The 26365-nt window shown below is 58.9% G+C and carries 18 protein-coding genes; 16 read left to right on the top strand and 2 right to left on the bottom strand.

Features of this window, described 5'->3' with window-relative positions; genetic code table 11:
* Positions 1-389: 389 nt before the first annotated feature.
* Genes AC51GT_RS12965 through AC51GT_RS12950 form a run of 4 tightly spaced genes read left to right on the top strand, consistent with a single transcriptional unit; the run spans position 390 to position 6757 of the window.
* Positions 390-1685 (top strand): hypothetical protein, encoded by a 1296-nt coding sequence (locus tag AC51GT_RS12965; protein ID WP_496329011.1) that lies wholly within the window; start codon positions 390-392, stop codon positions 1683-1685.
* Complete coding sequence (locus AC51GT_RS12960; RefSeq protein WP_496323073.1) at positions 1682-3100, top strand: glycosyltransferase family 2 protein; 1419 nt, start codon at positions 1682-1684, stop codon at positions 3098-3100. The genes AC51GT_RS12965 and AC51GT_RS12960 overlap by 4 nt, the downstream gene beginning before the upstream one ends.
* Positions 3097-5058, top strand: coding sequence for a hypothetical protein (locus AC51GT_RS12955; RefSeq protein ID WP_496329010.1), 1962 nt, complete (start codon positions 3097-3099; stop codon positions 5056-5058). Before AC51GT_RS12960 ends, AC51GT_RS12955 begins: the two co-directional genes overlap by 4 nt.
* On the top strand, positions 5048-6757 hold the full coding sequence (locus AC51GT_RS12950) for a hypothetical protein (protein WP_496329009.1): 1710 nt from the start codon (positions 5048-5050) through the stop codon (positions 6755-6757). Before AC51GT_RS12955 ends, AC51GT_RS12950 begins: the two co-directional genes overlap by 11 nt.
* 59 nt (positions 6758-6816) lie before the next feature.
* On the opposite strand, the gene AC51GT_RS12945 is transcribed toward AC51GT_RS12950, so the two are convergent.
* Positions 6817-8031: a hypothetical protein gene (locus tag AC51GT_RS12945; RefSeq protein WP_496329008.1), complete on the bottom strand. Its 1215-nt coding sequence runs from the start codon at positions 8029-8031 to the stop codon at positions 6817-6819.
* A gap of 550 nt (positions 8032-8581) precedes the next feature.
* Between AC51GT_RS12945 and AC51GT_RS12940 the strand changes: the two genes are divergently transcribed.
* Complete coding sequence (locus AC51GT_RS12940) at positions 8582-9460, top strand: alpha/beta hydrolase (RefSeq protein ID WP_496329007.1); 879 nt, start codon at positions 8582-8584, stop codon at positions 9458-9460.
* A 460-nt stretch (positions 9461-9920) separates the two neighbouring features.
* Here the strand turns inward: AC51GT_RS12940 and AC51GT_RS12935 are convergent, their stop codons facing one another.
* Entirely contained in the window at positions 9921-12068 is a 2148-nt protein-coding gene (locus tag AC51GT_RS12935) for an acyltransferase family protein (protein WP_496329006.1), read from the bottom strand.
* A 1281-nt stretch (positions 12069-13349) separates the two neighbouring features.
* Here AC51GT_RS12935 and AC51GT_RS12930 point away from each other — a divergent pair.
* From AC51GT_RS12930 to AC51GT_RS12880, 11 genes are all read left to right on the top strand, one after another.
* Positions 13350-14726, top strand: coding sequence for a sugar transferase (locus AC51GT_RS12930; RefSeq protein ID WP_496329005.1), 1377 nt, complete (start codon positions 13350-13352; stop codon positions 14724-14726).
* Complete coding sequence (locus AC51GT_RS12925) at positions 14716-15282, top strand: arsenate reductase/protein-tyrosine-phosphatase family protein (protein WP_496329004.1); 567 nt, start codon at positions 14716-14718, stop codon at positions 15280-15282. The genes AC51GT_RS12930 and AC51GT_RS12925 overlap by 11 nt, the downstream gene beginning before the upstream one ends.
* 10 nt (positions 15283-15292) lie before the next feature.
* The gene (locus AC51GT_RS12920) at positions 15293-16633 is read left to right on the top strand and encodes a UDP-glucose dehydrogenase family protein (protein ID WP_496329003.1); all 1341 of its coding nucleotides are present in this window, start codon (positions 15293-15295) and stop codon (positions 16631-16633) included.
* Between the two features lie 485 nt (positions 16634-17118).
* Positions 17119-17688: a glycosyltransferase family 4 protein gene (locus AC51GT_RS12915; RefSeq protein ID WP_496329002.1), complete on the top strand. Its 570-nt coding sequence runs from the start codon at positions 17119-17121 to the stop codon at positions 17686-17688.
* A complete protein-coding gene (locus AC51GT_RS12910; protein WP_496329001.1) occupies positions 17688-18695 on the top strand; it encodes a glycosyltransferase in 1008 nt (335 codons plus the stop codon). Before AC51GT_RS12915 ends, AC51GT_RS12910 begins: the two co-directional genes overlap by 1 nt.
* On the top strand, positions 18692-19912 hold the full coding sequence (locus AC51GT_RS12905) for a polysaccharide pyruvyl transferase family protein (RefSeq protein WP_496329000.1): 1221 nt from the start codon (positions 18692-18694) through the stop codon (positions 19910-19912). The genes AC51GT_RS12910 and AC51GT_RS12905 overlap by 4 nt, the downstream gene beginning before the upstream one ends.
* Before the next feature lie 62 nt (positions 19913-19974).
* Positions 19975-21204: an MATE family efflux transporter gene (locus AC51GT_RS12900; RefSeq protein WP_496328999.1), complete on the top strand. Its 1230-nt coding sequence runs from the start codon at positions 19975-19977 to the stop codon at positions 21202-21204.
* Positions 21170-22699 (top strand): hypothetical protein, encoded by a 1530-nt coding sequence (locus tag AC51GT_RS12895; RefSeq protein WP_496328998.1) that lies wholly within the window; start codon positions 21170-21172, stop codon positions 22697-22699. The genes AC51GT_RS12900 and AC51GT_RS12895 overlap by 35 nt, the downstream gene beginning before the upstream one ends.
* A complete protein-coding gene (locus AC51GT_RS12890; protein ID WP_496328997.1) occupies positions 22692-23780 on the top strand; it encodes an acyltransferase family protein in 1089 nt (362 codons plus the stop codon). The genes AC51GT_RS12895 and AC51GT_RS12890 overlap by 8 nt, the downstream gene beginning before the upstream one ends.
* Positions 23781-23904: 124 nt before the next feature.
* On the top strand, positions 23905-24633 hold the full coding sequence (locus AC51GT_RS12885) for a polysaccharide lyase family protein (RefSeq protein ID WP_496328996.1): 729 nt from the start codon (positions 23905-23907) through the stop codon (positions 24631-24633).
* Between the two features lie 253 nt (positions 24634-24886).
* Positions 24887-26356, top strand: a complete 1470-nt coding sequence (locus AC51GT_RS12880; RefSeq protein WP_496328995.1) for a tyrosine-protein kinase domain-containing protein — start codon at positions 24887-24889, stop codon at positions 26354-26356.
* Positions 26357-26365 lie beyond the last annotated feature (9 nt).

Raw genomic sequence — 26365 nt, 5'->3', positions numbered from 1 at the left:
TGTGACCTCGATTCGGCTCGAATTGACAGTCCGTGTCAACGCATGTGTGAATTGGTAAGTAGTTAGCCGAGTGAAAAGGTATATGCCGTGAGGAAATGCGCGGGAACGTCGACATTGCAGATGATTCGCGGCGGGTTTGACGATCTCGAAATGTGCTTCCGTCACTCGAATGAGTCTGGCTCGGGGAAGTCGCGATGACGGTGGATTCGCCCGACGTTTATGACTCCAGCGCCCCTTCGCCACCTTCTCGCCTGCCGCGTCAGCAATTGTCGAGGTTTCTCTCGGCCGTCGGGCGCCCCCGCGACTTCTCGTTCAACACCCGGGTTTTTGTCACAATCGGCAGTACCGTTATTGCGTTTTGGCCCGTGTGGGTTGCCAATATGGAGTGGGTGCTCGCGGGATCGGCCGTGGCGTACCTGTTCTTTGCTCCGGTCTGGTCCGGGATGATCACTTACAGCTTGGATCGGACTCCGCGCGGTAAAGAGATCAACGACGGGGAGTTCGACCGGATCGTTGCCGTGGTGTTCGGCACCATCGGCATCATCTGTGCCAACGCGGCCATACCTCGGCTCCCGGGGGTGGCGGCGTTTTGGCATGCCGACCTCATCCCACCCCTCATCTGGATCTTCTGTGTGTCGATCGTGGCGTTCGGTATCCGTCGCGTCGTCCGCGACTACCTGACCTGGGTCTTCATGGTGGCCTGCTTCCCACCCAATTTTCTGATGCTCGGGAAGCTTCTGGGTGGATCCACCCTCGCCTTCGGTGCGGTGACCGTCTTCTACGGTGCGACGGCCGCGTTCCTGGCGTTGCGCGGTTCGCCCTTGAAGTGGCCGGTACCGCCGGCGTTTGTGGTGATCGGAATGGCGGGCACCTGGTTGCTCAAGGAGCAGCCGACCCCGGTGGTCTATCTGCTGCCGACTGCCGTGTGCACTGCTGGTGTGATCGTCCTGGTGGCGCGGCGCGTTCACGTTCCGACCAGGATCTCGCTGCCGCAACGGTCACTTGTATCCGTCGTGGTGGCGTTCTCGCTGGCGTTCGTGATCTTGGCGACCGGACCACGTCCGCTCGATCTGCCCGATGCGGACCGACTGATGTGGGCCCAACCCGACTGGATCGACAAGCTGGCGACCAGCGGCGTCGTTGTCGGTGAACCTCAGACGTTCGAGTGGGGTCCGACGTTCATGGGTGATGACGGTTCGGTTGTGCGCCACCGGGTGCAGATCGGTGATGAGGTGGCATTCCTTGACGTCTTCACCAGCCCGCATCTCGGCCGGTTCTCCAGCTTCCGGCGCGGGATCTGGTACGCGTCGGCGCCTCCGGTGGTGCTGGGAGCCGGATTTGTCGGGAACGATCGCGAGGTCACCCGATTCGGAGAACTCAGCAACCAACTTGATACGGCCACGACGCCGGGGCAGTCGCTCTGGGCGGCACGGTCCTGGCTGTGGCGCACCAAAAACGGTCCCGATACGCAGTATCAGACGGTGTATCTGCTCGGTTCGCGCGAGGAGGGAGCGCCGGAGAGGGTTCCCGAACCGTCGTCGTTGAACTACACCAACACCGTGTTGAAGCCACTCGAGTGGCTGCTGATCGCACCGACGTCGGACCAGGGCACCCGAACCAACCTCGAACCGCAGTTGACCGGTATGGCCGAGATCATCGTGGATTCCGCGCAGGATCGCCGATGAGCGCGACCTTCGAAGGTGATCGCACGGTCCCGTTGCCCGATGAGTTCTCTGCGCGCCGCCCGTTCACCGGTGGTCAGCAGGTCGGTGGTGTGGTGTTCGTTCTTGTCGTTGTGGTGGCGTCGATCCTGAGCTGGCGGGCGGCGCTGAGTTGCCTCGCTTCGGTGGCGTCGATCTATTTTCTGATCTCCACCATCGACAAGACAGTGCTGCTGCTGCGTGGGCTGTACGGCAAGGGGCTGGTGCAGGTCTCGGACGAGGAGGCGTTGGCGATACCTGACGAGGACCTCCCGCGGTACACGGTGCTGTTGCCGGTATACGACGAACCCGAGATCGTGCAGACCCTGGTCGAGGGTGTGGGCCAACTCGACTATCCGGCAGACAAACTCGACATCTTCCTGGTGCTCGAGGCCGACGACAAGGCCACGATCGCCGCGTACGAAGCCGCTGAACTGGCGGGTGTGACCAAGGTGCTCGTACCGCCGAGTGAACCCCGGACCAAGCCCAAAGCCTGCAACTACGCGATGGCGCTCGACCTCGACCGCAGTGAGTACGTCACCATCTACGATGCCGAAGATGTTCCGGATCCGCTCCAATTACGCAGGGCGGCATGGGTATTTGCGCACAGTCCATCGGACGTGGCGTCGATTCAGGCGCGGCTCGGGTACTACAACGAACGTGACAACCTGCTCACCAAGTGGTTTGCGATCGAGTACGACCAGTGGTTCTCGTACATGCTGTCGGCGCTGAGCGAATCCAACTGCATCATTCCCCTGGGTGGTACCTCCAACCACATCCGGACCTCGGTGTTGCGGGCTCTCGGCGGGTGGGACGCCTACAACGTCACCGAAGACGCCGACCTCGGTATCCGGCTCGGCCGCCAGGGCTACCGGACTCTGGTCCTCGACTCGCTGACCGAAGAGGAAGCGAATCCCGATGTGGTGAACTGGATTCGGCAACGCTCTCGGTGGTACAAGGGGTACGTCCAGACGTTTTTGGTGCACGCCCGTCAACCGCTGTCGCTGTACCGCCAGGTCGGTTTCGTCCCGCTGTTGCGGATCGCCAATCTGACGGTCGGCATGCCGGTGGCCAACGTGCTCAATCTGGCGTTCTGGGCGTCGCTGCTGGTCTGGTACGCCGGGCACCCGGATTTCATGCTCAACCTGTTTCCCGGCCCGGTCTACTACGTCTGTCTGCTGATGTTCACCGTCGGCAATCTGTTGACGATCATGCTGGGCATCATCTCCACGCGCGCGCGAGAGAAGCCGTATCTGTTGGTCGCCGCGCTCCTGGTGCCGGCGTACTGGATCTTGCAGTCCCTCGCAGCGGTGAAGGGTCTGCTCCAAATCGCTTACAAACCTTCGTATTGGGAGAAGACAGTCCACGGGCTGTCTTCGAAGAAAGTGGACAAGAAGTGAAGACGTTGCGTCGTTTGTGTGGTGCTCTCCTGGTCGTGCTCGGCCTGGTGTGGGGTGTTGGGCCGGCGTGGGCTGCGCCCGGCGACGAAGCCGAAACCAGCACCACGCTGGACTGGCGGCAGCTGGGGATGGGATCGGCGGTCTCGTTCGGCGCGATGAATGCGCCTCAGACCGTGACGATTCCGGTTCCCGACGGTGTTCGACCCACGACACTGACCGGGCAGTTGCAGCCGGCGGTGAACGTCGTCAACGGCTACGTCGAGATCCAGAGCGGTGATGGACAGTTCATCGGCGCGATACCGGTTCCGGCGGCCGATGCCGCAGCGCGGGCGACCCCGTTCACCGTCGACCTCTCGGCGGCAGGTGTGCAGGGCGATGCCGCCGTGATCAGGCTGGTGCTTCGTTCGGCTGATGTCGACGAGGTCTGCGGTCCGATCCCACAGTTGACCTTGAGTAATCTGGCGGTGAGGTTTGCGGGCGGGCCGGTACTTCCGGCGACGGTGGAACAGTTCTTCCCGTCAATACTGCCGAACGCCGTCGTGTACGTGGATCCGGTGCCGACCGCTTCTGAGAAGCAGGCGGTTCTGAGTCTTGTTGCAGCACTGACAGATCACTACCGTCCGATCCCGATCGACATCTCGGTCCGGACGCTCGGCCGCAACATCGAACCACCACAGGCGAAGTTCGACAACTACTCGCGAACCATCGTGGTCCGGGACTCCGTGGACGGGGCGATAACGCTGAATCCGAACGGCGGCGCACCGTATCTGGCGATCACCGGCGAAGACGAGGCGTTGGCGAAGCAGGTCGAACTGTTCACCACCGGACTGCTGGCGCTGGCACAAGTCCCCTCAGTGGCCGTCGACTCCGCGGATGCGTCCTCGGTGCAGGGTTCCAATACGGTGATGTTCGAGCACTTTTCGGAGAATCTCAAGCTATCGGTGCTGGGCCAGGCGACCCTCTACACCGGGTTCGATCCCGCGGTCTTCGCGTTGAGTAACCCCGGTACGGTCGATGTTGATCTGCGGGCCATCTACACGCCGGTGCAGAAGACTGAAAAGTCCACGGTGCTGGTGCAGGCCGACGGGCAGACGATCTACTCGGCGGCCCTTGGCGAGAGCGGGAAGCTGCACGCCCAATTCACGATTCCGGCCCAACGCGTGGCGTCCGGCGCGGAGTTGGCGATCGTGGTGTCGTACGAGCCGGCACCTGGTCCGTGCAATCCGCGGACCGTGCCGTTGACCTTCGAGGTGGAGCCGAGTTCGACGGCCACGGCCCACACGCGCGATGGGGCGGTCGGGGGTTTCTCGGCGCTGCCGCTGGCGTGGGCACCCACGTTCCAGGTGGCGACGGACGATGCCGACCCGAGTGCGCTCACCCATGCAGCTGACATGGTTGCTGCGGTACAACGGTTGTCCCCGGAGATCCTGCGGCCCATCGTCGTCGATCTGGACACGGCCGCACGCAGTGGTTCGGGTGCGCTGATCGTGGCGTCAGCTGAGCTGGTCGCCACGGCAGGGCTGGATCCACCGGTCGACACGGTGGGGGAGACCACCACCATCGACGTGCCGGCAGCGATTGTGGCGGAGATCCCGAGCGGGCTCGGCAGCATCCAGTCATACGCACAGGGCGATCGGACGCTGGTCCTGGTGACGACATCCGGCGACTGGGCATTGGTCGACCCCTTGTTCGGGTATCTCGACTCCCTGGAAAGCGGCTTGAGCAACCTGACCGGTGACGTCCTGGTCGCCGGTCGTGGGGGAGTGCCGACGGTCCTGACCGTTCACGATGACGGACTGACGGCTTCCGGACCCGGCGTCGGAGACAGTTGGACGGTGTGGGTATGGGCCGCTGTGGTGGTCGGAATAGGTCTCGGCGCAATGGCCGCAGTGCTGTTGGTCTTGCGGCGCCGCCGCTCCACCGCCGCAGATCCGACCACCGCGGATCATGACAGTTGAACTGATCGCGCCGACCACGGGCGGTGACGCCGAGGCGGTCGACATCGGTCAGCGGGACCGGTTGCGTGGGAAAAGCGAGAAACGCTGGGGTCTGGCGCTGTTCGTGTTCGCCGCCGGTGCATACCTCGCGGTGGGTTACTACCTCTATCTGGTGGTCGGGTACATCAACCCCGACGCCAGCAGCCGGGTCGGTAATGCCGGCTACACGATCATGAGTCGTGATCCTCACCTGGGCGCCATCGGTTTCGTGTGGAATCCGCTGCCCAGTCTTCTGGAAATACCGCTCTTGCCGTTGAGCGCGTGGTGGCCGGAGTTGAAGACGGTGGGCTTCGCCGGCGCCGTGATGAGCGCGTTGTTCATGGCAGGTGCAGTCTGGCAGATACGCCGGATCGGACTCGACTGTCAGGTCCCGACGGCCGCGAGATGGCTTGCGGTAGCAGCCTTTGGGTTGAACCCGATGGTGATCCTGTACGCCGGGTCGGGTATGAGTGAGGCGCCGTTTTTCTTTCTGCTCCTGTGGGCGTGCCGGCGCTTGCTGCAGTGGATGCGAACGGCACGCGTCGACGACCTCACCTGGGCAGGCATCGCGCTGGGTTTGGCGTATCTGACGCGGTACGAGGCAGTGGTGGCCGGTGTGGCTGTCGCCATTCTGGTGGCCGGTGTGTCGGTGCTTCGGCAGCATCGTGCCGGGCGAGCGCTGAAATCAGCTGCAGCACTGGCTGTTCACGACGTGGTGATCGTCACCTTCCCGTTGGCTGGTGCCTTTGCGCTCTGGGCGCTGACCGGCTGGATGTTGGACGGCTCCCTGTTCGCCCAGTTCACCTCGCAGTACGGTAACGCGGCCCAGGTGGAGGCAGCCGGTATCGTCTCAGCCGAGAGCACTGGGTACGTTCCGCTGCTGAAGACCATTGCGGCGAACCTTTTCGGGACCGAACCGCTGATATTCGTGGTCGCGATTACGGTGGTGGCCTTCTCTGTTCGGAATCGGACGCTCCAGGCCGCAGCGCCACTCGCGGTGTTCGGGTCGGTGCTCACCTTCCAGTCGTACGCCATTCTGTCGGGATCGACGTTCGGCTGGTTCAGGTTCTTCATGGGTTCCATTCCCCTGGTCGTGGTGGCATTGATGTGTACGTGGCGACCACCGGGAGCTCGGTCCGCTGCCAAGTCGTCTCGGTGGCGACGACCATCGGCGCGGGCCACGGTGCTCATGGCTGCGGTGTTGTTGACCTCGGTACCGGTGACGTGGAATTCGATGCTCAACCCGGCGATAGGTAAGGAAGAGTACGGATTACGGTCTGCATTCTGGCCCGAGCAATATCCCAAGTCGGAGTATTGGTTCTACTGGTTCGGTGAAGTCTCGAGGAACACCGTTCGATGGTTTGATGCACAGAACCTCCCCGAAGGATCGATCCTCGTCGACACCTTCGGTCTTTCGCGCATGTGGCTGTGGTCGGAACACCCGAAACAGTTTGTGGTGCGCAGTGACTACGACTTCTTCACCAAGCTCAACGATCCGGCTCGCGAGGGTGTGCGATACATTCTGGCGCCCAGGCCATCCGGACTCGGTGAGCTCGATTCCATCAATGTTCGGTATCCCACTTTCTGGGAAGATGGCGCCGGGTTTGCCACTCTGGTGATGACCATCCACGGCCCCAATGGGGGCGCTCAGTTCCGCATCTATTCCGTTGCCGTCGACTGACGTGTGACCGGCCGGGGCGATCCGAGTCCATCGCCGAGATCAATGCTGGCGAAGGCGATTTACAGAGCGCCGTCGGAGGTCGGTGTAACTGGCGTGGCCGTGGACGGGGAGGGTGACGGCGATGATGTAGGCGTGCTGGTTGTCAGGCGCGTCTGCTGCGTGAATGTCGGCGGATTACGCTGCGCGACAAGTTCGGTTTCGGTTGCGGGCCGTGAACGCGAGGTGGGCGCGCGACGGGCGGGCTCCGAGGCCTGGATGGTTGGTAGCACGGGACGCGCTTGGCCGGTGGTGGCCGCGGGAGTTCCGGGCGGCGGGCTGCTCCGGGTGGTCGCCGGCGACGAGCGACTCCGCTGCGGGGTGGAGGTGCTGCGGACGGCCGATGGCACCGTCGACGACACCGACGTGGAACTGAGCACTGGGCGGCCGGTGTTCGCCGGTTCGGATGTGTCTCCCATCGTCACTGCGGCGACGACGCCCACCGCCACCAGGGCGAGCCCGACCACAGTGGCCGCGATCAACAGGCCTCGGCGACGGCCCAGTGGTCGTGCGGCGGCCCCAGGATTCGTGCGGGGAGAACGCGCAAACAATGCGGCGCCGCGTGCAGCAACGTACGTGCTGTCTCGCAGTATGCGGACGGGCTGGTTCAGGGCGGTGGCGAATGTGGCGGCGAGGTCGGCGATTCCCGCGCCTGCGCCGACCAAGGCGATCAGCTCGGTGTTGTTGCCGCTCAACGGTAATTCCGCGAGTGCGGAGGCCAGCGACTCGGCCCCGGCAGTCTCTGTGATGGGTATCGGCGTCGCTCCGGGCGGTTTCAGGTTTGCGGTGTCGACAATTCTCTTGTTTGACGGATCAACGAGGATGAGCGGTTGATGGCGTACTGGCCGGCCGGTTGCGTCGACATTCGCGATCACCACGCGCCCACCATGTGTGAACAGGTCTGACGCGGCGGCGGCCAGCGCGGTCGAGGTTGCCATGATGGTGCTCCGCGCCAACCACAGCGGGGCCATTGGCCCGTTGCCCTCCGGTGCGTCGGTGGGGAGCTTCATCAGACCGGACAGGTATTTCTGGGTGGCGGGGTTGGTGCAGGCAATGCCGATCACGCGAATCCCACTGGGTGCTGATTCGACCAACTCGTCAAGACTCGCCAGCACATCGGAGTGGTACCCGATCGGAACGCGAGCCCGGGTCAACACTTCGCCGGTGCGGGCGTCGATCACCGCGGAGGTGATCTCGTCGGTATCGATAGAGATCCCGAGTACAGCAGCGTCGTGCATCGATATTCTCCACTCGATTTGGTTGATGTTGCCCATCGGAACCCCGCACGCAGAGTCTGGGCAGTGCTCAAAATCAGGTCTGAACCAAGAGAATAGCGGTTGTTGACTCCGCGCGAGACCTGAGAAGTGCTGCGTGTGATTGCCTGGCGCGCAATGTCATTAGAAGGATCCAGGGGAAACCGATCATATTTTTCATACGTTCAGACGACGCACACTTTGGTAATGCGGTGGATAACCCGCCTAAATGACTTTGGGAAATGCCGGTCTGCCTCGAAAGTATCGGGTTACACGTCGCCGTCGAATATGCCGACGCCTGCCATACGGGTTAGCCTGCTACGGATGTAGTTCTTCTTGATGTCATTGGATGGGGGCTAGGGAATTGTCGACCACGTCGTTCCTTGCACGTGTAGGGATCTGTACGGCTGCCACTGCCTGCCTGTTGGCGGGAACCGGTACTGCGGTCGGTGAGCCCGCTCCATCTCAGTCAGGTGCTGCTGACAGCGGTGACATCGGGTACTGGGATCGAGAACTATCCCGGAGGGACGGATCGTTGCTGAGCAGATCAGCCGCGGCGCCGCGCGAGTTCAAGGTGCCGGTGTGGTCCGAGTCGATGGGTCGGGACGTGACGGTCCATGTTCGTCGGCCGGCGGACACATCGACGCCGGCCCCTGTGCTGTACCTACTCGACGGGGGTGGGCGCTACGGCGGAACCGATATCGAGGAGTTCCTCGAGGACGATCACGTCAACCTCGTGGCACCGACCGGCGGCATCAACGCGTACTGGACGGATTGGCAGAAGACCGATCCCGACCTGGGCGTGGCCAAGTGGAAGACTTTCATGACCGAGGAGCTGCCGCCGGTCATCGACGAGATGCTCGACACGACAGGGCGTAATGCCGTAATCGGCATGTCGCGGGTGGCGACCTCGGCGCTGCAACTCGCGATCGCGAAACCGGGTCTATACCAAGGAGTTGCCGCGTATAGCGGGTGTGCCAACGTCAGCGACCCGGTGGGGCAAGCGTTGATCCGGATCACCATGAACCATGTTGGAGTTGGCGAGCCCGAAAACATGTACGGCCCGCCGAGTGATCCGGCCTGGGCTGAACACGATCCGTTTGTGCATGCGGAGCGGTTGCGTGGAACTAATGTTTTCCTTTCCGCAGGCACAGGTTTGCCGGGCGAATACGATCGTCTGAACAATTCATACATCGATGGCGATGTCGCTAAACTTGCCGATCAGATAATCGCTGGGGGATCAATCGAAGCCGTCACCAACGCGTGTGTGAGGGCATTTGCGATGAAACTGACAGCGTTGGGCATGAAACCAACCACGCATTTCAGGCTGACGGGCACGCACGCCTGGAGCTATTGGAACGACGACTTCCATGCGTCATGGCCGATGCTGTCGCGTTCGCTTGGTATCGGCTGAGGGTTGGCCGCCTACGCGGGTTTGGTCAGTTCGGAAAACTCCGTCTCACGGTGTTCTCGGGCGTGAGAGCGTTGTCCTGATCAACAAGGTAGGCGCCGGGGCGGCCACCGGAGAGCGCGGAGCGCACAGATTCCACGCAAACGGTTTGTAAGGTGCCGCACCGTGTTCGATGACTCCGTGTGCCTCTGGGGATAGCGGGTATCGCAGGGAGGCGGCACTGGCCGTCCCACGCTGTACTCGCGTTCTCCACGGATTGATTAGTAGCGCGTCGGCAAGCGTGTCAGTGCCGGCGTTGGCGCCTCCATGAAGCTGGACCCAGGGCAGGAGTCCAACAGAGAGTCACCCGGACACTGCGGTGCGACACCTACGCTGCGGTGTCCCGACGGCACGTATTTGCAGACGTGGTGATTGCCTGCCGGTACCTTCGGGCGATAACGCGAAGACAAGATTCCGACGTCCGCTATCCGAATGTGCCGTCTTGTTTGAGAGTCGCCGCGAAAGCTGGTGACATTAGCGTGGCGTACTCAGGTGTCATGTGCGTTGCGTCGCTGCGCACGGGAGTTGTACCGACAAAACTGGGGCAAAATCCGTCCGAGGTGCAGAACCATTCGCGAGAGTCGATGAACGAGGCACCGATAGCCGCCGCTACTCGCTGTTCGGCAGATGCCCGTTCAGTCCACGCGCTCGAGACTGTCACGAGACAATCCGCGGGGGTGCTTGATCGGTTGTAGCATTCGGCTGGCTTAATTCCGGTCGGAGGTGCGGCCAGGATAACCACTCTTCCGACATTCTGAGAGAACTGGCTAGTGAGTCGAGTCAGCCCCGCTGCCCACTCAGCGGAGTCTGTGTTCCCGTAGCCGTTCGCAACGATAACTACATCCGGCCGTGTCTCGTTTATGGCTTTCACGGCTGCTTCCTTCCGGGCGGGGCAGGCCTTATTGAAGGCGTTGTCGTCTTTAAACGTGATGTCAACGAATCGGCATCCGAACATTGCCTCGCTACGGATATTCCAGCGCCCCTCGCTTGCTAAAACAAAGTTCCTGATTGGCTCAATGTAAGTCATCGCCACTGAGTCGCCGACAAGTAAGATCGTCTGTTTAGCATTCACATCGCCCCACGTGCACCGCGCCGCGGGGAGACGCTTCACAGCACCGCATGGCACGATATCCGCTGGGGCCTGTTTGCCCTCGATCGCCTCGTCCATGGTCGGGTCGAGTTTTGGCCAGCTTTCGGCATCCACCGCTGCACTGATTTCCTCAGAAAGAACGGTGCCAGGTGCTTCGGAGTCTTCTGCTGGTGCTGCAACCGCCGGACTCCTCGCGGGAGGTTCATTCGGTGGTGTAATCGGTTGGAGTGCTACGGCGGCCAGGCCGGCAGTAGCCAGGGCCAATGCAAGCGTGCCGAGGATTTGGTTTGGGCGGCTCAGCTTCTTGGGTTGCGTCCGCCATCGAGACTTTCGGAGCACTTTGTTGTCAGCCCGCTCCGCGGCGGTACTCAACCAACCGGATTCGCGAATGGGGTTTTCGAAGAACGTGTAACTAGCGATCGCCAAGGCGAACATGAAGGCCAATGCCCCGACATAATAGTAGACAGTCGTGTCAATCAGCACGCCGAGCAAAACGATTACCGGCCAGTGCCAGAGGTATAGCGAATATGAAATATCACCGATGTAAGTGCTGACGCGATTGGTCAATACCTGGAGAAAGCGATGCTCGCCACCGACACCGGCCGCTATGACGAACGCTGAGCCTAGAACCGGAACTAGCGCCCATGGTGCGGGAAATCCGCTTCCCGTCTCCGAAATCGTGAAGGCGCCAACCAGAATTGCCAACAATCCAACCCATGCGATAATGGGCCGCAAGGCGGCTGGTAGTCGTTCGAAGTACGAGATGGTGATCGCGAGAAGCGCACCGACTCCGAGTTCCCAAACGCGGGTGAATGTCGAGAAGTATGCCCAAGTGGGGGTACTCGCGGTGTTTATCACCGCGTAAGTGAAAGAAGCAATTATGATGATGCTCATGGTGGCGGCGGACAACGCCAACCGTGCTCGGCGCGAGCCGGACCTGGCTGCCACTATCGTTGCGATGACCAGGATAACGGCTGGCCATACGAAATAGAACTGCTCTTCCACGCTCAAGGACCAGTAATGTTGGAGAGGCGAGACTCCAGCAGTCGAGCTAAAGTAATCGGTTCCCTCGATGGCGTATCGCCAGTTGGAAACGAAGAAGAACGCAGCAATCGCGTCGAGCCCAGTGGATTCTGCTCGTGCCGCCGCGAATATGAAGTATCCAGCGACGGTTGTCGCGACTAGAACAAGAGTCGCTGCGGGAACAATTCTCCGGACTCGACGTCGGTAGAAACTTGAGAAGGAAATCCGACCCGTCTTCTCAAAGGTGTGCAACAGCGAGCCGGTAATCAGGAACCCCGATATCACAAAAAATACATCAACACCTATGAAACCACCTGTCGGCCAGCCGAAAAGATGATCAAGCACCACGAGCAATACCGCAACCGTCCGCAGGCCCTGGATGTCGGGACGCTGTGGCTTGGTGGCCGACGCTGATTTCTTGTCGCGCCGACGATAGCCCTGAGATTCGAGCACTTTCATCGATTTCCTCAAACTCTTCCGGCGAAAACTCTCCGCCTCCACTGAATGGCCGAATACTAACCGAGTCAGCGCCGGTCTCCTATTTGAAGGACCGACGCATTTGGTGCGAATGATAGCTAAATATCTGTTTATGATGGTTGCTCAGCGTTGTGCGAGTCGAAAGCGGTGGGCGCTGGCCCGCGATGACTTCGCGACCACTAGGGGCTGTGGCTATCGGTCGTTCCGGTGGGCCCCTAACGGGAGGGTTCACGCCTTCGAATCGCGATCCCGCCAAGCGCAAGCTGTTGCCTGCGCAGAAGCGCACACTTCGGACTGACTATTTATCGCGCAGTCCGATTGGCTATCGATAGTAGTCAAAGAAGGGTAGTGGACGACCCGGGACGGTGCCGACGGGCTCGGCTACCTCGGTGATGAGTGACAGGGGGTTGACTTCCCCGCAGGTTTGGACGCCACCTCATCGATAGGCTATAAATGACCGTAACGGTCATTGGGGGTTGCGTTGCGTCCTAACAGGTGGGTCGCAGTTTCTGTGGGTGCTCCGGGTAGCAGTGGGTGATTGACTCCCGCATGTGGCTGACTGGTGGAGGCCGCGCTGGACGTATTTAGTGACCGGTGTAAATGAACTATGTGTGACATTTCGCCGCATTAGACAATTGCTGACCGGTGATCCGAATTTCTAGATGTGCCGTATTCCGCTGATTGCTGTGGATGATTAGATGGGTCGAGCTAGTTGTAGGGAGCGAAATAGCCGACTTGCAATGCCGAATCCCAACCGTCGGCCCGCAGGGTGATTCGCCGACCACCCCGAAACCCGTATGACCTGCGACAATAATCCGGGGAACGCGCTTTGGTTTGCCGTCTCCTAGGCTGACGGAAAGCTGCGATTGCGGTTATAGTGACTTGTGTCACATTACGCGCCCAGCCCATTTGTAACCGGCCGGTTTCGTATGTAAATCGTTAGACTTGGCTCGCGAATCTATTGCTGACGCGTTACTCTTCAACTACTCGGGTGCGCCTCACTCGGTATTTATCAGGAAGCGTTCGCAAAGTTAATCCATTTTGTATATCGACGTTTTCCCGATGGTTGCCTGGGTTCGCAGCCCTGTCGCCGCCGGGCCGGCAAATCAAGCGTCGGGGAGGTAAGGTATGACACGGAGCACAAGGGTCTTGAGTAGCGACTGGAGTGCCGCCGCGCCGTCGCCCGCCGCTATGACGCGCCCAAGACTGAAAACCTGGGCAGACACATACGTCCGCCGTGTGCAAGCTTTTGACACTCTGATCGTGGGTGTCGCGGTACTTGGCGCCCAGCAAATACGCTTTGGGTTCCCTTCGATTGCCGATCCGGTCGGACGGTTCGGTACCCCCGCAATCGCAGTCTCGGCGGGCTTCATATTTGCGTGGGTTGTAGCGCTCCGTGTCGTGCAAAGCGCCGACAAGCGCGTGGTCGGGTCGGGTCCCGAGGAATACAGCCGAATTGTGCGCGCCTCGCTAGCGGTATTCGGTCTTCTAGCGATCGTGGATCTGCTGTTCAAGTGGGATGTGGCGCGGGGCATGCTCGCGATCGCCCTGCCAGTCGGAACCTTCGCCCTACTCCTGGCGCGGTGGGTATGGCGCTGGAACCTTTCTCGCCGCCGCAGTCATCGGCAGAGCATGAATCGGGTGCTCGTCGTTGGCACCCCGACCTCCGCGGGACCGCTGATCACCCACCTCGACCGAAATCCGAGCCTCGGGTACGAGGTGGTCGGTCTATGCGTTCCGCCAGGGCATCCCGCAAGGCACCGCGACGTGGTAGCAATCGGCGACCGCGAGATGCCAGTGTTTGGTGATTGCAGCGATGCCAGGGACGGTGTCGCTAAATCGGGAGCAACGGCCGTAGCGGTCACCTGCGCCGAGACCCTCGGTCATTCGGTGATGCGCGAACTTTCGTGGGACCTCGAAGGAATGCACGTCGACATGCTCGTCGCACCAGGCGTCGCCGATGTGGCTGGTCCGCGGATGATGGTGAGGCCGGTCGCTGGGCTTCCGTTGTTGCATATCGACAAGCCTCGTTACGAAGGCGCCAACAAGTTCTTCAAGGCTGCGTTCGACAGGCTCGGTGCAGCAACGATACTCGTGATGGCGCTGCCGGTGATGATCGCTTGCGCTGTCGCAGTGAAGGTCAGTTCTCGAGGTTCAATCTTCTATCGAGCAGAGCGGATCGGGCTTAACAACGCGCCGTTCCAGATGTGGAAGTTCCGCACGATGGTGCAGGACGCGGACAAGCAAAAACTTGCACTCGCCGCCCTGAACGAAGGTGCCGGCGTCTTGTTCAAGATGAAGGATGACCCTCGAATTACTCCTGTTGGAAAATTCCTGCGCCGATTCAGCTTTGATGAGTTGCCTCAGTTGTTCAATGTTCTTGGCGGAACGATGAGCCTGGTCGGGCCGCGGCCTCCGCTTCGCAGCGAGGTGGAGCAGTACAGTGGACTCGTCGCGCGGCGGATGCTCGTTCGACCAGGCATAACTGGTCTCTGGCAAGTATCTGGGCGATCCGACCTTAGTTGGGATGAGTCTGTCCGACTGGATCTTTCGTACGTTGAAAACTGGTCGATCATGCAAGACGCGATGATCCTATGGCGGACCCTAAAAGCCGTCGTGGGGAGCGACGGTGCGTACTGAACCGATGAAAGTCATGTTTGTATGCACCGGCAATATCTGCCGATCGCCCGTTGCTGAAAGAATGTTGCAGCACCGAACAGCCGGAACCAGGCTGAACCTGTTCGTCAGCAGCGCAGGCACGCGCGCACTGAATGGTAAGCCGATGCATCCCGAGAGTGTCCGGGTGTTGCACGAACGAGGTATCGATGCGGCTGAGTTTACGAGCCGAATGCTCACTCCCGCCATGGCAGCTGATGCTGATGTAGTTCTGGGATTGACAAGGGAGCATCGGGCGGCCGCGCGGCAGCTCGTGCCCGTCAGGTGGCGAAATATGTACGCCCTACGCGAGGTCTCCGGCGCGAGGTTCTCAGACGACCTGGCGACCGCGAACAAACACCGTCCAGGTAAGCCGTTCGATCCCGCGGATGTTCGATTGGATATCGATGATCCGATCGGCCACAGCGCGGACGTCTTCGACAGGGTGGCTGCCGAAATCGAAACGTCCATGGACGGGTTGGTGGCGTGGCTAGAGGCTCGACTCGTGTGGCACAACACCGTTAAACAAGAAGCGAAGTAGGAGATTTCCAATGCGTATGACCGTTCTCGGAACCGGCTATCTGGGTGCCACCCACGCCGCCTGTATGGCAGAACTCGGTCACGAGGTGCTTGGTGTCGATGTCGACCCGTCGAAGTTGGCCAAACTCCAGGTAGGCGAGGTCCCGTTCTTCGAACCCGGATTGGGTGATGTGCTCAAGCGCAACATCGACGCGGGACGGCTGCGGTTTACGGACTCCTACGAAGAAGCCGCCGAGTTCGCGGACGTGCACTTCCTTGCAGTTGGAACACCGCAGAAGCGGGGGGAGTATGCAGCTGATCTGACGTACGTCGATAGCGTTGTCGAAAGCCTGGGTCGGTTGATTACTCGGCCGTCGATCATATTTGGCAAGTCGACTGTGCCGGTGGGCACCGCTGAGAGGCTGGGTATCCGAGCTCGAGAACTGGCGCCGCTTGGTGTCGATGTCGAGGTGGCGTGGAATCCTGAGTTCCTTCGCGAGGGCCATGCTGTCGTCGATACATTGCGTCCGGACCGACTGGTTTTGGGGATCGATAAGACCAGGATGAGTAGAGCGGAAGAGGTTGCGCGAGAGATCTATTCGGACACGATCGCGGCCGGCACACCCTTTGTCCTTACCAATTTGGCCACAGCCGAGTTGGTCAAGGCATCAGCCAATGCCTTCTTGGCGACTAAGATTTCGTTCATCAACGCGATCGCTGAGGTATGCGAGGCAGCTGGAGGCGACGTCACCGAGCTTGCAGACGCAATTGGTCACGATGACCGGATCGGTCGCAAGTTTCTGAACGCGGGTATCGGTTTTGGGGGTGGCTGCCTACCGAAAGACATCCGGGCGTTCATGGCGCGTGCTGGCGAGCTAGGTGCAGATCAAGCGCTAACGTTTCTCCGAGAGGTCGATAACATCAATATGCGTCGCCGTAGTCAGATGGTGGAGATGGCGCGGGAGGCTTGCGGTAGCTTTCTCGGGGCGCGCGTCGCAGTCTTGGGTGCCGCGTTCAAGCCAGAATCTGACGATGTCAGAGACTCGCCAGCATTGAATGTTGCAGGACAGATCCAACTCCAAGGCGCGGCTGTTTCGGTATACGACCCCAAGGCCATGGATAATTCTCGAAAGCTATTTCCGACGTTGGACTACCGCACGACACTTGAGGAAGCTTGTGAGGGTGCAGATGTCATCCTGGTCCTGACCGAATGGCCAGAGTTCCGAAAGATGGAGCCGCGCAGACTATCGGGCATTGTCAGGGCAAAGCGGATCGTCGATGGAAGGAACTGTCTTGAAGCCGACGACTGGGTGAGTGCTGGTTGGAATTACAGAGGATTTGGGCGCAAGTCGCCTGAAGTTCGGAGCGCCTAGTGGGCCCGGCGTATCCACGCAGGGTTCGTGTATTCCACGTAGGAGTTGCTGGTGATGTGCCTGGAGGTATGGCCCAGGTGTTGGCTGGCTACGTTTCGTGGGACTATGTCAACTGCGTCGTTCGTTCGATCCGTTCGACTCGAGGTAAACGTGACCCGCTAGGACCGATACTTTGGCTCGGTGCAGCAGTTAAGCTCATTGTCGCCCGTGTGAAGTATGGCCGTTCGGTTGCAATCTTTCACGTCTCCCAAGGTGGGTCCTTCGTGAGAGAAGGCTCTCTGGCATGGTTTGCTCGCCTGCTGGGCATGTCTGTTGGAATACATATCCATGGCAGTAGCTTTCCCGCGTTCGCGGAACGGCGCCCCCGCCTTGTGAGGGCCTCGTTGCGCGCCGCCGGAACGGTATTCACTCTGACTGACGCAACTAGTGGCTGGGTCGCACAAAATGTGTACCCAGCTCCTCGCATCGTAAAGGTGCCAAACGCGGTGGCAGTTCCGCGGACTTGGCCCATAAAGGAAGCCGTCATACTATTCGCAGGTGAAGTCGGCCATAGGAAGGGTGTTGATGTTCTCCTCGAAGCGTGGAGAGAGTTTGACGCTAGCTCTGAATGGAAACTGTTGATTGCCGGACCGCTTTCTATGGACGTATCGGACTACCAAGACTTTTCGAACGTCGATTTCTGCGGGTCACTTCCGCATGCGGAAGTTGTTGCACTGCAGTCCATTGCGTCGATCGCAGTGCTCCCTTCGAGGGATGAAGCGTTGCCGATGTTTCTGTTAGAAGCTATGGCCCAGCGATGCGCTGTAGTCGGAACAGATGTGGGTAGTGTCGCTGAACTGCTAGACGGTGCTGGCTTGGTTGTCGATTCTGGATCAATCGAACAACTGCAGTCCGCGATAAGAAAGCTCACCGATGATGCCCTCCTGCGGGAGGATATTGCGGCGCGCGCGGCTACGAAAATTGAGCAGTGCTATTCCGCTGAGCTGTGTGCTGCTGAGTTGGAACGAGAGTGGGTACAAATGAGTCCCGAGATGAGAAAGCGTGGTGCAGCCTGATGGCCGACCGTCATAAGTCGAGCGCGCCGCGGGCAGTCCTCGCCGCCTCCACGGGGGGGCATCTAGCGCAGTTGGTGCGTTTGCAGTCTGTGTTAGGCATCGCCGAAGACCCGCTGTGGATCACTTTCGACCATCCTCAATCACGGTCACTACTTGCGAATCAGCGTGTGAACTATGTGCCGTACATCGCGCCTCGTGATCTCACGGGTGCAGCGAAGGCTGCGCCGGCCGTCCGGCGCCTAATGCGGGATAATGACTACGACATCGCAATCAGCACAGGCGCAGCGATCGCGGCGGTGGTGTTACCAATTGCGCGCCTGCAACGGCGCGATGCATGGTACGTAGAGAGCGTCTCACGCTTTGATGGACCATCGCTTACGGGCAGATTGGTGTCGAGAATACCCGGTATCGAAACCTTTACGCAGCACGAAAATTGGTCAGATGAAAAGTGGCGTTACAGATTCTCGGTACTCCATGATTATTCTTCACTGCCGTCAAAATTTACTATGCCAAAGAATCGCCGAATGCGGATCCTGGTGACGCTCGGTACTATCAAGCCTTATCGTTTCGATCGACTGGTCGACCGACTTCTGAACATTATTCCATCGGAACACGAAATAATATGGCAAGTTGGCGAGACTACGCGCGACGACCTGCCAGGAATCGTGCATCGAACGATACCTGCGGCAGATCTACAACGTGAGATCCTTGCCGCTGACGCGGTTGTCAGCCATGCAGGAGTTGGCTCTGCGATGCAAATAATGGATCTCGGTAAGTGCCCAGTTCTCGTTCCTCGACGTAGCGTCCATGGTGAACACGTTGACGATCATCAAGAACAGATTGCTCGTGAGTTGTCTAACAGGGACCTGGCAGTCTCCGTGGACGCGTCTGACATGACCTTTTCGGATCTACTGATCGCCGCTGGCACAAGTGTCAACGCTGAAGCTTCGGCCTCGAATCAGATTTCGAAGCGTAATATCGCCCGTGACTCTCGGGAGGCCGGATGAAGATTGTTGTTACAAATACGGTCCTCAGCAACTCGGGCGACGCCGCGATCTTCGAAGGTATCCTTGAAGCATTGAAGGCGGGTCATCGCGACGTTTCGGGTGATTTAGTGATCTTCGATAGCAATGCTGAACGAACGCAGAAGCTTTATCCTCATTTGGACATACGTCAGCAGTACGTGTACCCGGTTGCGTCCCGGTGGTCCTTTTTGCAGAAGGTTCGGAAGGTAACGCGCCTGGCGATTTTGTTGCTGCTTGAGTTGATTCCCCCGGTCCTGCGTGAAGGGATTTTGCGTGGCGTATCGGCAGTGTTCGGTCACAGTGATCTAGCCAGGACCTATGACGGATATGCTCGTGCTGATCTAGTCATCAGTAGCGGTGGAACGTATTTGGTCGATCACTACAACTTCAAACCACGTGTCGCCGAGTTGGGTTTCGCGAAGTCGACCGGTGCCGGACAGGTCGTGCTGTGGACGCAATCAGTTGGGCCTTTCGAAACCGCCAAATCACATCGCGATGTTCGACGGCTCGGAAAGTATGTCGATAGGGTTCATTTTCGCGATAAACGCTCACATGATGCGTGGATGGCCGCGGTAGATTCCGGCGGCGGCTTCGCTACCGTGAATGCCGACGCAGCATTCATGCTGTCGCCGCCCAGCGATGTCGAGGGAAGACGTGATCAAGTGATCTTTTCTGTGCGGGCTTGGAATACCGGGCTTGACGGAAGCGACTTTGACGCAACGGAGTACGAGAGCGCATACCGAGCATGTGCAGTAAAGATGGTCTCGCAGGCATACCACCCTGTTGCCTTATCAACGTGCCAGGGCCTTCCGGGGTATAACATTGACGACTCGACTGTCGCTGCGAGAATCTTCGACGGTACTTCGACCAGAATCGACCGGTTACATCGCTCGCCAGATGAGTTGATGAGCGAGATAAAGAAGTCGTCGTTAGTCGTGACGACACGTATGCACCTGGCGATTCTCGCGCTGGTCTGCCGTGTTCCCGTAATAGCCGTTGCATACGAGTTTAAGACGATTGATCTCTTCAGTTCGGTCGGACTGGGCGACTGTGCAGTGCCTATCGAAGAGTTGACAGAAACGTGGCTCAATCGCCAAGTGGATCGAGTGCTGGCTGAGCCACGTCTCTGGACCCTCTCTGAGAGTCAAGTCAGTGACCTCCGAGCGAGCGCCTACGTTCCGGCGATCGGGATTGTTTGATGACTTCTGTTGACACGCACGTAGCTCCCAAGCGCGGAGTGGTAGGCAGGCTGGGCGCGTCCGTGGCCGACCAGGCTCTCGCCAGCATCTCGAGCCTTGCGATGTCAGTCGTGGTAGCCAGCCAGGTGTCGCTCAGTGAGTTCGGCGCGTTCGGACTTGTCTTTGCGACATTCCTACTTATTCGCGGGGGTGCCCGCGCAGCAGTTGGAGAAGTGCTACTGGTCAAGCGGTCCGAAGATCTGGTCCATGATGCTCGTGCTGTGCTAGCCGCAGGCACTGTATTGGGTCTCGCCGGTTCCGCGGTCTGTGGTGTGGCATCCTTCGTCCTCGACGGATCATTAAGGTCCGCCTTCGGTTCTTTAGCGGTTGTAATCGCCTTCACTGTCACCCAAGATTGTGTGCGCTACCTCGCGTTCGCCGAAGGTCGTCCGTCGCGGGCACTAGTGGCAGATTCTCTTTGGTGCGCCGTGCAGTTTGTTGGATATGCGCTTGCGATCGCTGCCGGCGCGGCGAACTTGGTTGTACTAATTCTCCTTTGGGGTCTGGGGGCGGCCTGTTCATTGGCGTTCCAGCTTTGGTGCTATCGGGTTTTGCCCGGATTTTCAGCGGCCGGGCGGTGGATTGCGGATCGGAAGGAGCTGTCTCCGCGGTTCTTCGTAGAGTACTTGACAATGGCGGGCGTTCAACAGGGATCAATATTCATTCTTGCAATCGCGGCAGGTCTTGATCAGGTCGGTGGATACCGTGCAGCTCAAGTTATCCTGGGACCGGTCAATGTCATCGCCCTTGGTGCGGCGGTTGTGTTCTTACCGATGGCCGCTGCGCGTGCGAACTCCGAGCGCAGGGACATCATTAAGTTCAGTGGGCTAGTTTCGATCATCTTGGCAACTGTGACCGTTGCATATATCGGCATTAGCCTTCTTATTCCCGACACCATTGGAAAGATGGCATTAGGTGATTCTTGGGCGCTGGGCGGCAGCCTGGTGATGCTCGTGGGCGCGACCATAGCTGTCAATAACATTAGCTACGGCGCGACGTCGATGATTCGTGGAATGCATCAAGCGCGGGCTTCGCTAATGTTGAGGCTGGCCTTCGCTCCGGTAACAATCTCTGCCGCGGCTGTAGGGGCAGCTTACGGTGGCGCCGAGGGAATGGCCGTTGTGCTTATAGTGGCTTGCTCACTTCAATGTGCTGGTTGGTGGTTACTTCTGAACCGGCTAGTCTCGCTTCGAGATCGCCGACTAATTGAGGTGTCTGATGTGGGCACCAATCGCCACGACAGGGGCCAGTGAAGTGCTAAAAGTAGAATCGATAACCCCGAACGCGCCGGCACTGGGGTCAGCCCTTTTCTATGCCGCGATATCCTTTACCGCAGTAGCAGTTGGCGGGTTGGCCGCGTACGCTCCCGGCACCGCTTTGGTATTTGCGGGCTTGATTCTCCTCGCGGCTATGGCTGCATTCTTCCCAAAATTCTTCGTAGGTGTATGCGGAGTTTCATTCTTGTTTGTGAGGACGCTTGAGTATCGCTTTGGGTCTCACCTAGTTGGATACCTGGATGAAACCCTGGTTTGTATTGCGGTTGCCGTACTTCCCTTCGTGCGGATAGTCTCTGGGCGCCGACTCCGAACTATACCCGGATTCGTCCCTTTTGTGATCTTCCTTGCATTTGGTTTGGGTTCTGCGGCCGTTAATAGTGTGCCCGCCGGAGTGATTATTAGCGGTTTGTTGTTGGCCGGCAAGGGCATTGCGTTTGGTGTCGCAGTGGCGCAGATCGAATGGCGTCCAGACGATCTTCCGAAGCTCGCGAAGGTTTCATGCTGGGTAATGTCTTTCGTTATCGCGTGCGCCGTCGTCAATGTGCTCGCGCCGGGATTTTGGTTGAAAACAGTATTGGAAGCACCGTCATTTGGCCCGAGGTTTGGTTTGCAGCCGATTCTGGGTCCGTTCGTGCACCCAGGCTACTTCGGAACGTGCTTGGCGTTGTTCGCGCTGGGACTTCTTGCGTATCGGTTGCATGTGCGATCCAGCCTCGGCAATACCGTTCTCTTGTCTGCGGCTATCATATTCTCCATCTTAACCTTCAGGCGAAAGGTTTTAGCTGCTTTGGCAATAGGCACTGCGTTCCTATTGTCTCGGGTATGGGGGCTGGTGGGCTTCGTGGCGGCCCTGGTTTTCGCCCCAGTGTTCATTTTCCTTTCTTGGGGATACCTGACGTCGGTCGTTTCGATGACTTATTCTGAATACGTAGTTGGGTTCGACCAAGTTGCACGCGTCCGTCTGTATATTGACGGTGCTCAGCTCACGCTCGACAACTTTCCTTTTGGTCTTGGTTTTGGTCGGTTTGCGACAGCCGCAGCTAGGGCCGAGTACAGCCCGGTGTACTACGAATTGGGTTATCAGCATATTTGGGGGCTGGGGCCGAATGCCGAGAACGGCAAATTCTTAACGGACACCTTTTGGCCGGGCGTCTTTGGTGAATCAGGTTTGCTCGGCGGCGGCGCGTACATCGCTGGTCTTGTCGCGGTGTTTTGTTCGGCCCGGCGTTTCTCGCGGCGAGGTTCTGTTGCCGACGCAACGAGCCGTTGGATGGCAGTGGTTGTCTGTGCTTGGACGGTGGAGCTCACCGTGGAGTCGTTGGCAGGGGCCGTCTTCACTGCTGCTCCCACGTACGGAATCTTCTTCGGAGCAATAGGAGTGTTTGCCGGGATTAGTTCCTACTATGATGAGGCACAATCCGAGGTTCGTCGGAATGAGGGCGAGCCCAGCGGAGCGCTTGCGAATGAGTAGCGGCAGTCGCGAGGTCGTTTCGGCCGAGAAGGGTCCTGCACGCGTCGACTGGATCGATTGCGCTCGGGCGGTCTGTGTGATCCTCGTCGTGGTCCATCACGTCGTTCGGCAGTTCGTTGAAGAGGCGAACGGCAACTGGGAGGTCGCAACCAGGGTCTGGTCTGAAATTGATTTCGTATTGACGCCGATCCGTATACCGTTGTTCTTCCTGATTTCTGGTCTTCTCGCCGGACGGGGTCTGGCAGCAGCTGGGCTGGGTGTGAGAAAGCGCTATGTTGTACCGCTGTATCTGTACGTCGTTTGGTCAGTGCTGCTCGCTGGTCGGGAGTTTGTGAGCCCACCGGCCGAGGGAGAGGCAGCTCACGGCCCGGTCGCACAATTCTTCGCTCAGTTGATGTTGGTCTGTAGCGGCTATTGGTATCTATGCGCGCTGCCGCTGTATTTCCTTATAGCGCGCGTCACTCGAAATATCGTTTTAGGTCTTCTGCTACCTCCCCTCGTGGTCCTGTATCTCTTGCGAGACCCGATGACCGATTGGTTTGTTAAAGCGTCGGATAACTTTACAGACTCGCCGAGCCTCATAGGGAGTATCGTCGCCAACGTTGTATTCTTCGTGTTTGGCGCAAGATGCAGACCTGGAATATTGACATTTTCACGCCGCGATTTCGGATGGCTTGTCAAAACAGCAGGAATTGCTTTGTACAGCGTGTCGGTGTGGCTTGTTTATAAAACCGAGTTCTCGGGCGTTAGTTTTCTTGCGTCAGTTATTGGGATTGCGGTTGGGATCGCGCTGGCCGTTGACTTGGCGCGCGCCTCATGGCTACGTCGGATTCTGAACCCGATAGGCGCTCGCACTCTCCCCGTTTATGTCCTGCAGTTCTTTTTCGTATCGGTTCTCAGTTTCATCTGGTCAAAGTTCGCGCCGAGTGTCTTAGAATTTCCTATCGCTTTCGGTTGGGCTTATCCATTGCTGACCGTCTTATTTATAGTTTCGGCATCGCTTTTTTTCTTTGAATTGTGTCAACGGTCACGTTTGAGATACCTCTTCGAGCCTCCGGCGTTCCTACTGTGGGCGCGATGATAACTCGGAGTTCTATGCCGTGAGGCGCCAAAGAGCTTCCCGAATATATCTAGTGCGTGGGGCAGTATTGAAGTGGTTAGTCACGGTTCTTGTATCCCTGCTTGTTTTGGGTTCACTAGGTCGAATGACATTGAGTCAACGATCAACGCCGCTGGGTACTCAGGTTTCGTGGCTAAAGAGCCATATAACCGACGGTTCTTCTGTCGAGCAGAGTTCCGTGGAACAGGGACCCAATACCTGGACGAAGTTTGTTGCGACTGGGCCATCCTCGGGAGATGCCGGTACTGACAGGGCAGAGCGTGTGTCAGGAGAGGAAGGGCGTGTCAGTGAAGATTCGCGTCCAATGATCTTCTCTTGGGATCTGTTGATTCCAAATCCTATACCGCTTACGGTGGGCAACGACTGGTTGATATTCACTCAATGGCACCAGGACTACCGAAGCTGCCCGCCGAATGTGGCTCTGCGGATGTCGGCTCCTGTAGTCGAGCCGTCTCCGATAATCGAGCTGGTTGTAAGAGGCGGCAGCCTGAACAAGCGCACTTGTGAACCGGGCTGGTCTTACTCGGCGAAGGTCATGAACGTGACCTTCGGTCTCAAAATGAATATCGATGCAAAAATCGTGTGGTCTGCCGACAGGACAGAGGCCGTAACTGTTATCTGCGTCGATGGAGAAATTCGCGCGTCGTTGATTAATGCACCAAATTTGTATGAGGGCATGGGGGCTTATCTGAAACAGGGGATCTATCGTTCCCGTAGCGAACGCCGGGACGCGCTGATGCTGAGTCCGGTCACGGTTGAATTGGGATCGGGCAAACGTAGCCGACAGGAGGTGGCCGGGTCTTGTCGGTTTTAATATGCGCGATCGACGGAGACCCGCCTGCAGGGCCTCTAACTCCACTATCGGTCCGGACACTGACCGGCAATAGTATTTTGAACGACCTGTCCTCGAAGTGCGTGCGGAGCCGGCCGCGGCTAGGCTGTAGATTCGCTAGACGTGATTCACTGCGGCTGCCGGGTTGGAATTCAAGGGTTACAGAAGGGTCGGCCCTCTAAATGAGCGAGCGACGATTGGAACGGATTCAATGACAGAGGCGCAGGGAAATCGGATGGCGGGCAAGGACGCGCTGCGTACGGCCGTCGCTACCGTGAAGCGGGGCTGGCTCGTTATAGTCGTGACGACTATTGTCTGCTGTGCAGCGGGGCTGATCATGAGCCTGATACAGACGCCGATGTATAAGTCTACGGCGACCCTATATGTGACATCTGGTTCAGAAAGTACTGCCCAGTCCGCGTTTCAGGGTTCCCAGGCTGCGCAGCAGCGGGTTACGTCCTATACCAAGCTGGTCGACTCGGATGCAGTGGTGACGAACGCCCTGGGCTCGACGGGACTGGACATGACGAAAGCAGAAGCGCGGGGAGCGTTGACTGCGTCGGCTACTGCGGACACAGTGCTGTTGAACGTGTCGGCGGAGAGCAGTAATAGGGCTGAGGCCGCAGAACTTGCTAATGCGGTCGCCGATTCGATGTCGCGATACGTGGTTGAGTTGGAGACTCCAAGTGGTGGCGGTGCGCCGCTGGCGAAGTTGACAATTGTCACCCCCGCGGTAGAGGCTTCAGCGCCGTTCAGCCCGAAGACTAGTCGCAATACGTTGATGGCGTTGGTCCTTGGCGTTCTGCTGGGTGTAGGAATAATCTTCCTGCGCGACCGTGCGAACAACAAGGTCCGTAACGAGGATGAGCTGGCTTCTGTCAGCGCGTCTCCTGTGCTAGCTGCGGTGCCGCGGGACGACCTGTTGTCGCAACAAGGACTGATCGACTTTAGTTCTGGAGCAACACTTGCTGCGGAGGCGTATCGCAAGTTGCGTACGAACCTGGCGTTCACGAGCGTTGACAAGCCACTGCGCCGCATAATCGTGACCAGCGCTCTCGCCGCTGAGGGGAAGACAACCACCGCGATGAATCTTGCGGCGGCCTTGGCGGAGACTGGCAAGAAGGTCGTGTTGGTCGATGCGGATCTCCGCAGACCGCAGGTATTCCATCGCACCGGTGGCATGGGCGACATCGGCTTCACGAACTTCTTGAAGGGCGATGGATCGATTACTGATCTGCTCCAGGCGAGTGAGGTCGAGGGCTTGCAGATTTTGGCTTCGGGCCCTCAGCCGCCGAATCCCGCAGAACTCCTCGGGTCCAAGAAGGCCGGACAGGGTATTGATGAATTGTCGACGATGTTCGACTACGTGATCATCGATTCCCCGCCGTTGCTGCCGGTGACGGACGCAGCAGTGCTTGCGCAATGGGCTGATGGTGTGTTGTTGGTGGCTCGTGCCAATCAGTCTCGTCTGCCTGATGTTGCGTCGGCTATTGCTCAGCTTGAGGCCGTGAACGCAGAGTTGGTCGGCGTAGTGCTGACCGACGTCCCAACCCGTGGTGGAGCGTACAAGTACGGCTATTACTACACCTCATCGGATGTTATGAAGAAGCCCGGTTTCTTCGGACGCTTCAGCAGCAAGAAGCAGCCTAAGCACCAGGACATCGAAGTTGCTCTCGAGCCGGTGTCGCCCGGAAGACATAGGTGACAACTCGCC

The sequence above is a fragment of the Williamsia sp. z34 genome (assembly GCF_059553395.1).
The sequence above is the reverse complement of the archived record's forward strand: the minus strand, read 5'-3'. Positions and strand labels throughout refer to the sequence as shown.

Excerpts from the sequence above, each read along its gene's own strand:
- AC51GT_RS12935 (WP_496329006.1), bottom strand. The coding sequence starts at position 12,068 with ATGAAAGTGCTCGAATCTCAGGGCTATCGTCGGCGCGACAAGAAATCA.
- AC51GT_RS12950 (WP_496329009.1), top strand. The coding sequence starts at position 5,048 with ATGACAGTTGAACTGATCGCGCCGACCACGGGCGGTGACGCCGAGGCG.
- AC51GT_RS12920 (WP_496329003.1), top strand. The coding sequence starts at position 15,293 with ATGCGTATGACCGTTCTCGGAACCGGCTATCTGGGTGCCACCCACGCC.
- AC51GT_RS12905 (WP_496329000.1), top strand. The coding sequence starts at position 18,692 with ATGAAGATTGTTGTTACAAATACGGTCCTCAGCAACTCGGGCGACGCC.
- AC51GT_RS12945 (WP_496329008.1), bottom strand. The coding sequence starts at position 8,031 with ATGCACGACGCTGCTGTACTCGGGATCTCTATCGATACCGACGAGATC.
- AC51GT_RS12910 (WP_496329001.1), top strand. The coding sequence starts at position 17,688 with ATGGCCGACCGTCATAAGTCGAGCGCGCCGCGGGCAGTCCTCGCCGCC.
- AC51GT_RS12885 (WP_496328996.1), top strand. The coding sequence starts at position 23,905 with ATGACATTGAGTCAACGATCAACGCCGCTGGGTACTCAGGTTTCGTGG.
- AC51GT_RS12960 (WP_496323073.1), top strand. The coding sequence starts at position 1,682 with ATGAGCGCGACCTTCGAAGGTGATCGCACGGTCCCGTTGCCCGATGAG.
- AC51GT_RS12880 (WP_496328995.1), top strand. The coding sequence starts at position 24,887 with ATGGCGGGCAAGGACGCGCTGCGTACGGCCGTCGCTACCGTGAAGCGG.
- AC51GT_RS12890 (WP_496328997.1), top strand. The coding sequence starts at position 22,692 with ATGAGTAGCGGCAGTCGCGAGGTCGTTTCGGCCGAGAAGGGTCCTGCA.
- AC51GT_RS12895 (WP_496328998.1), top strand. The coding sequence starts at position 21,170 with ATGTGGGCACCAATCGCCACGACAGGGGCCAGTGAAGTGCTAAAAGTA.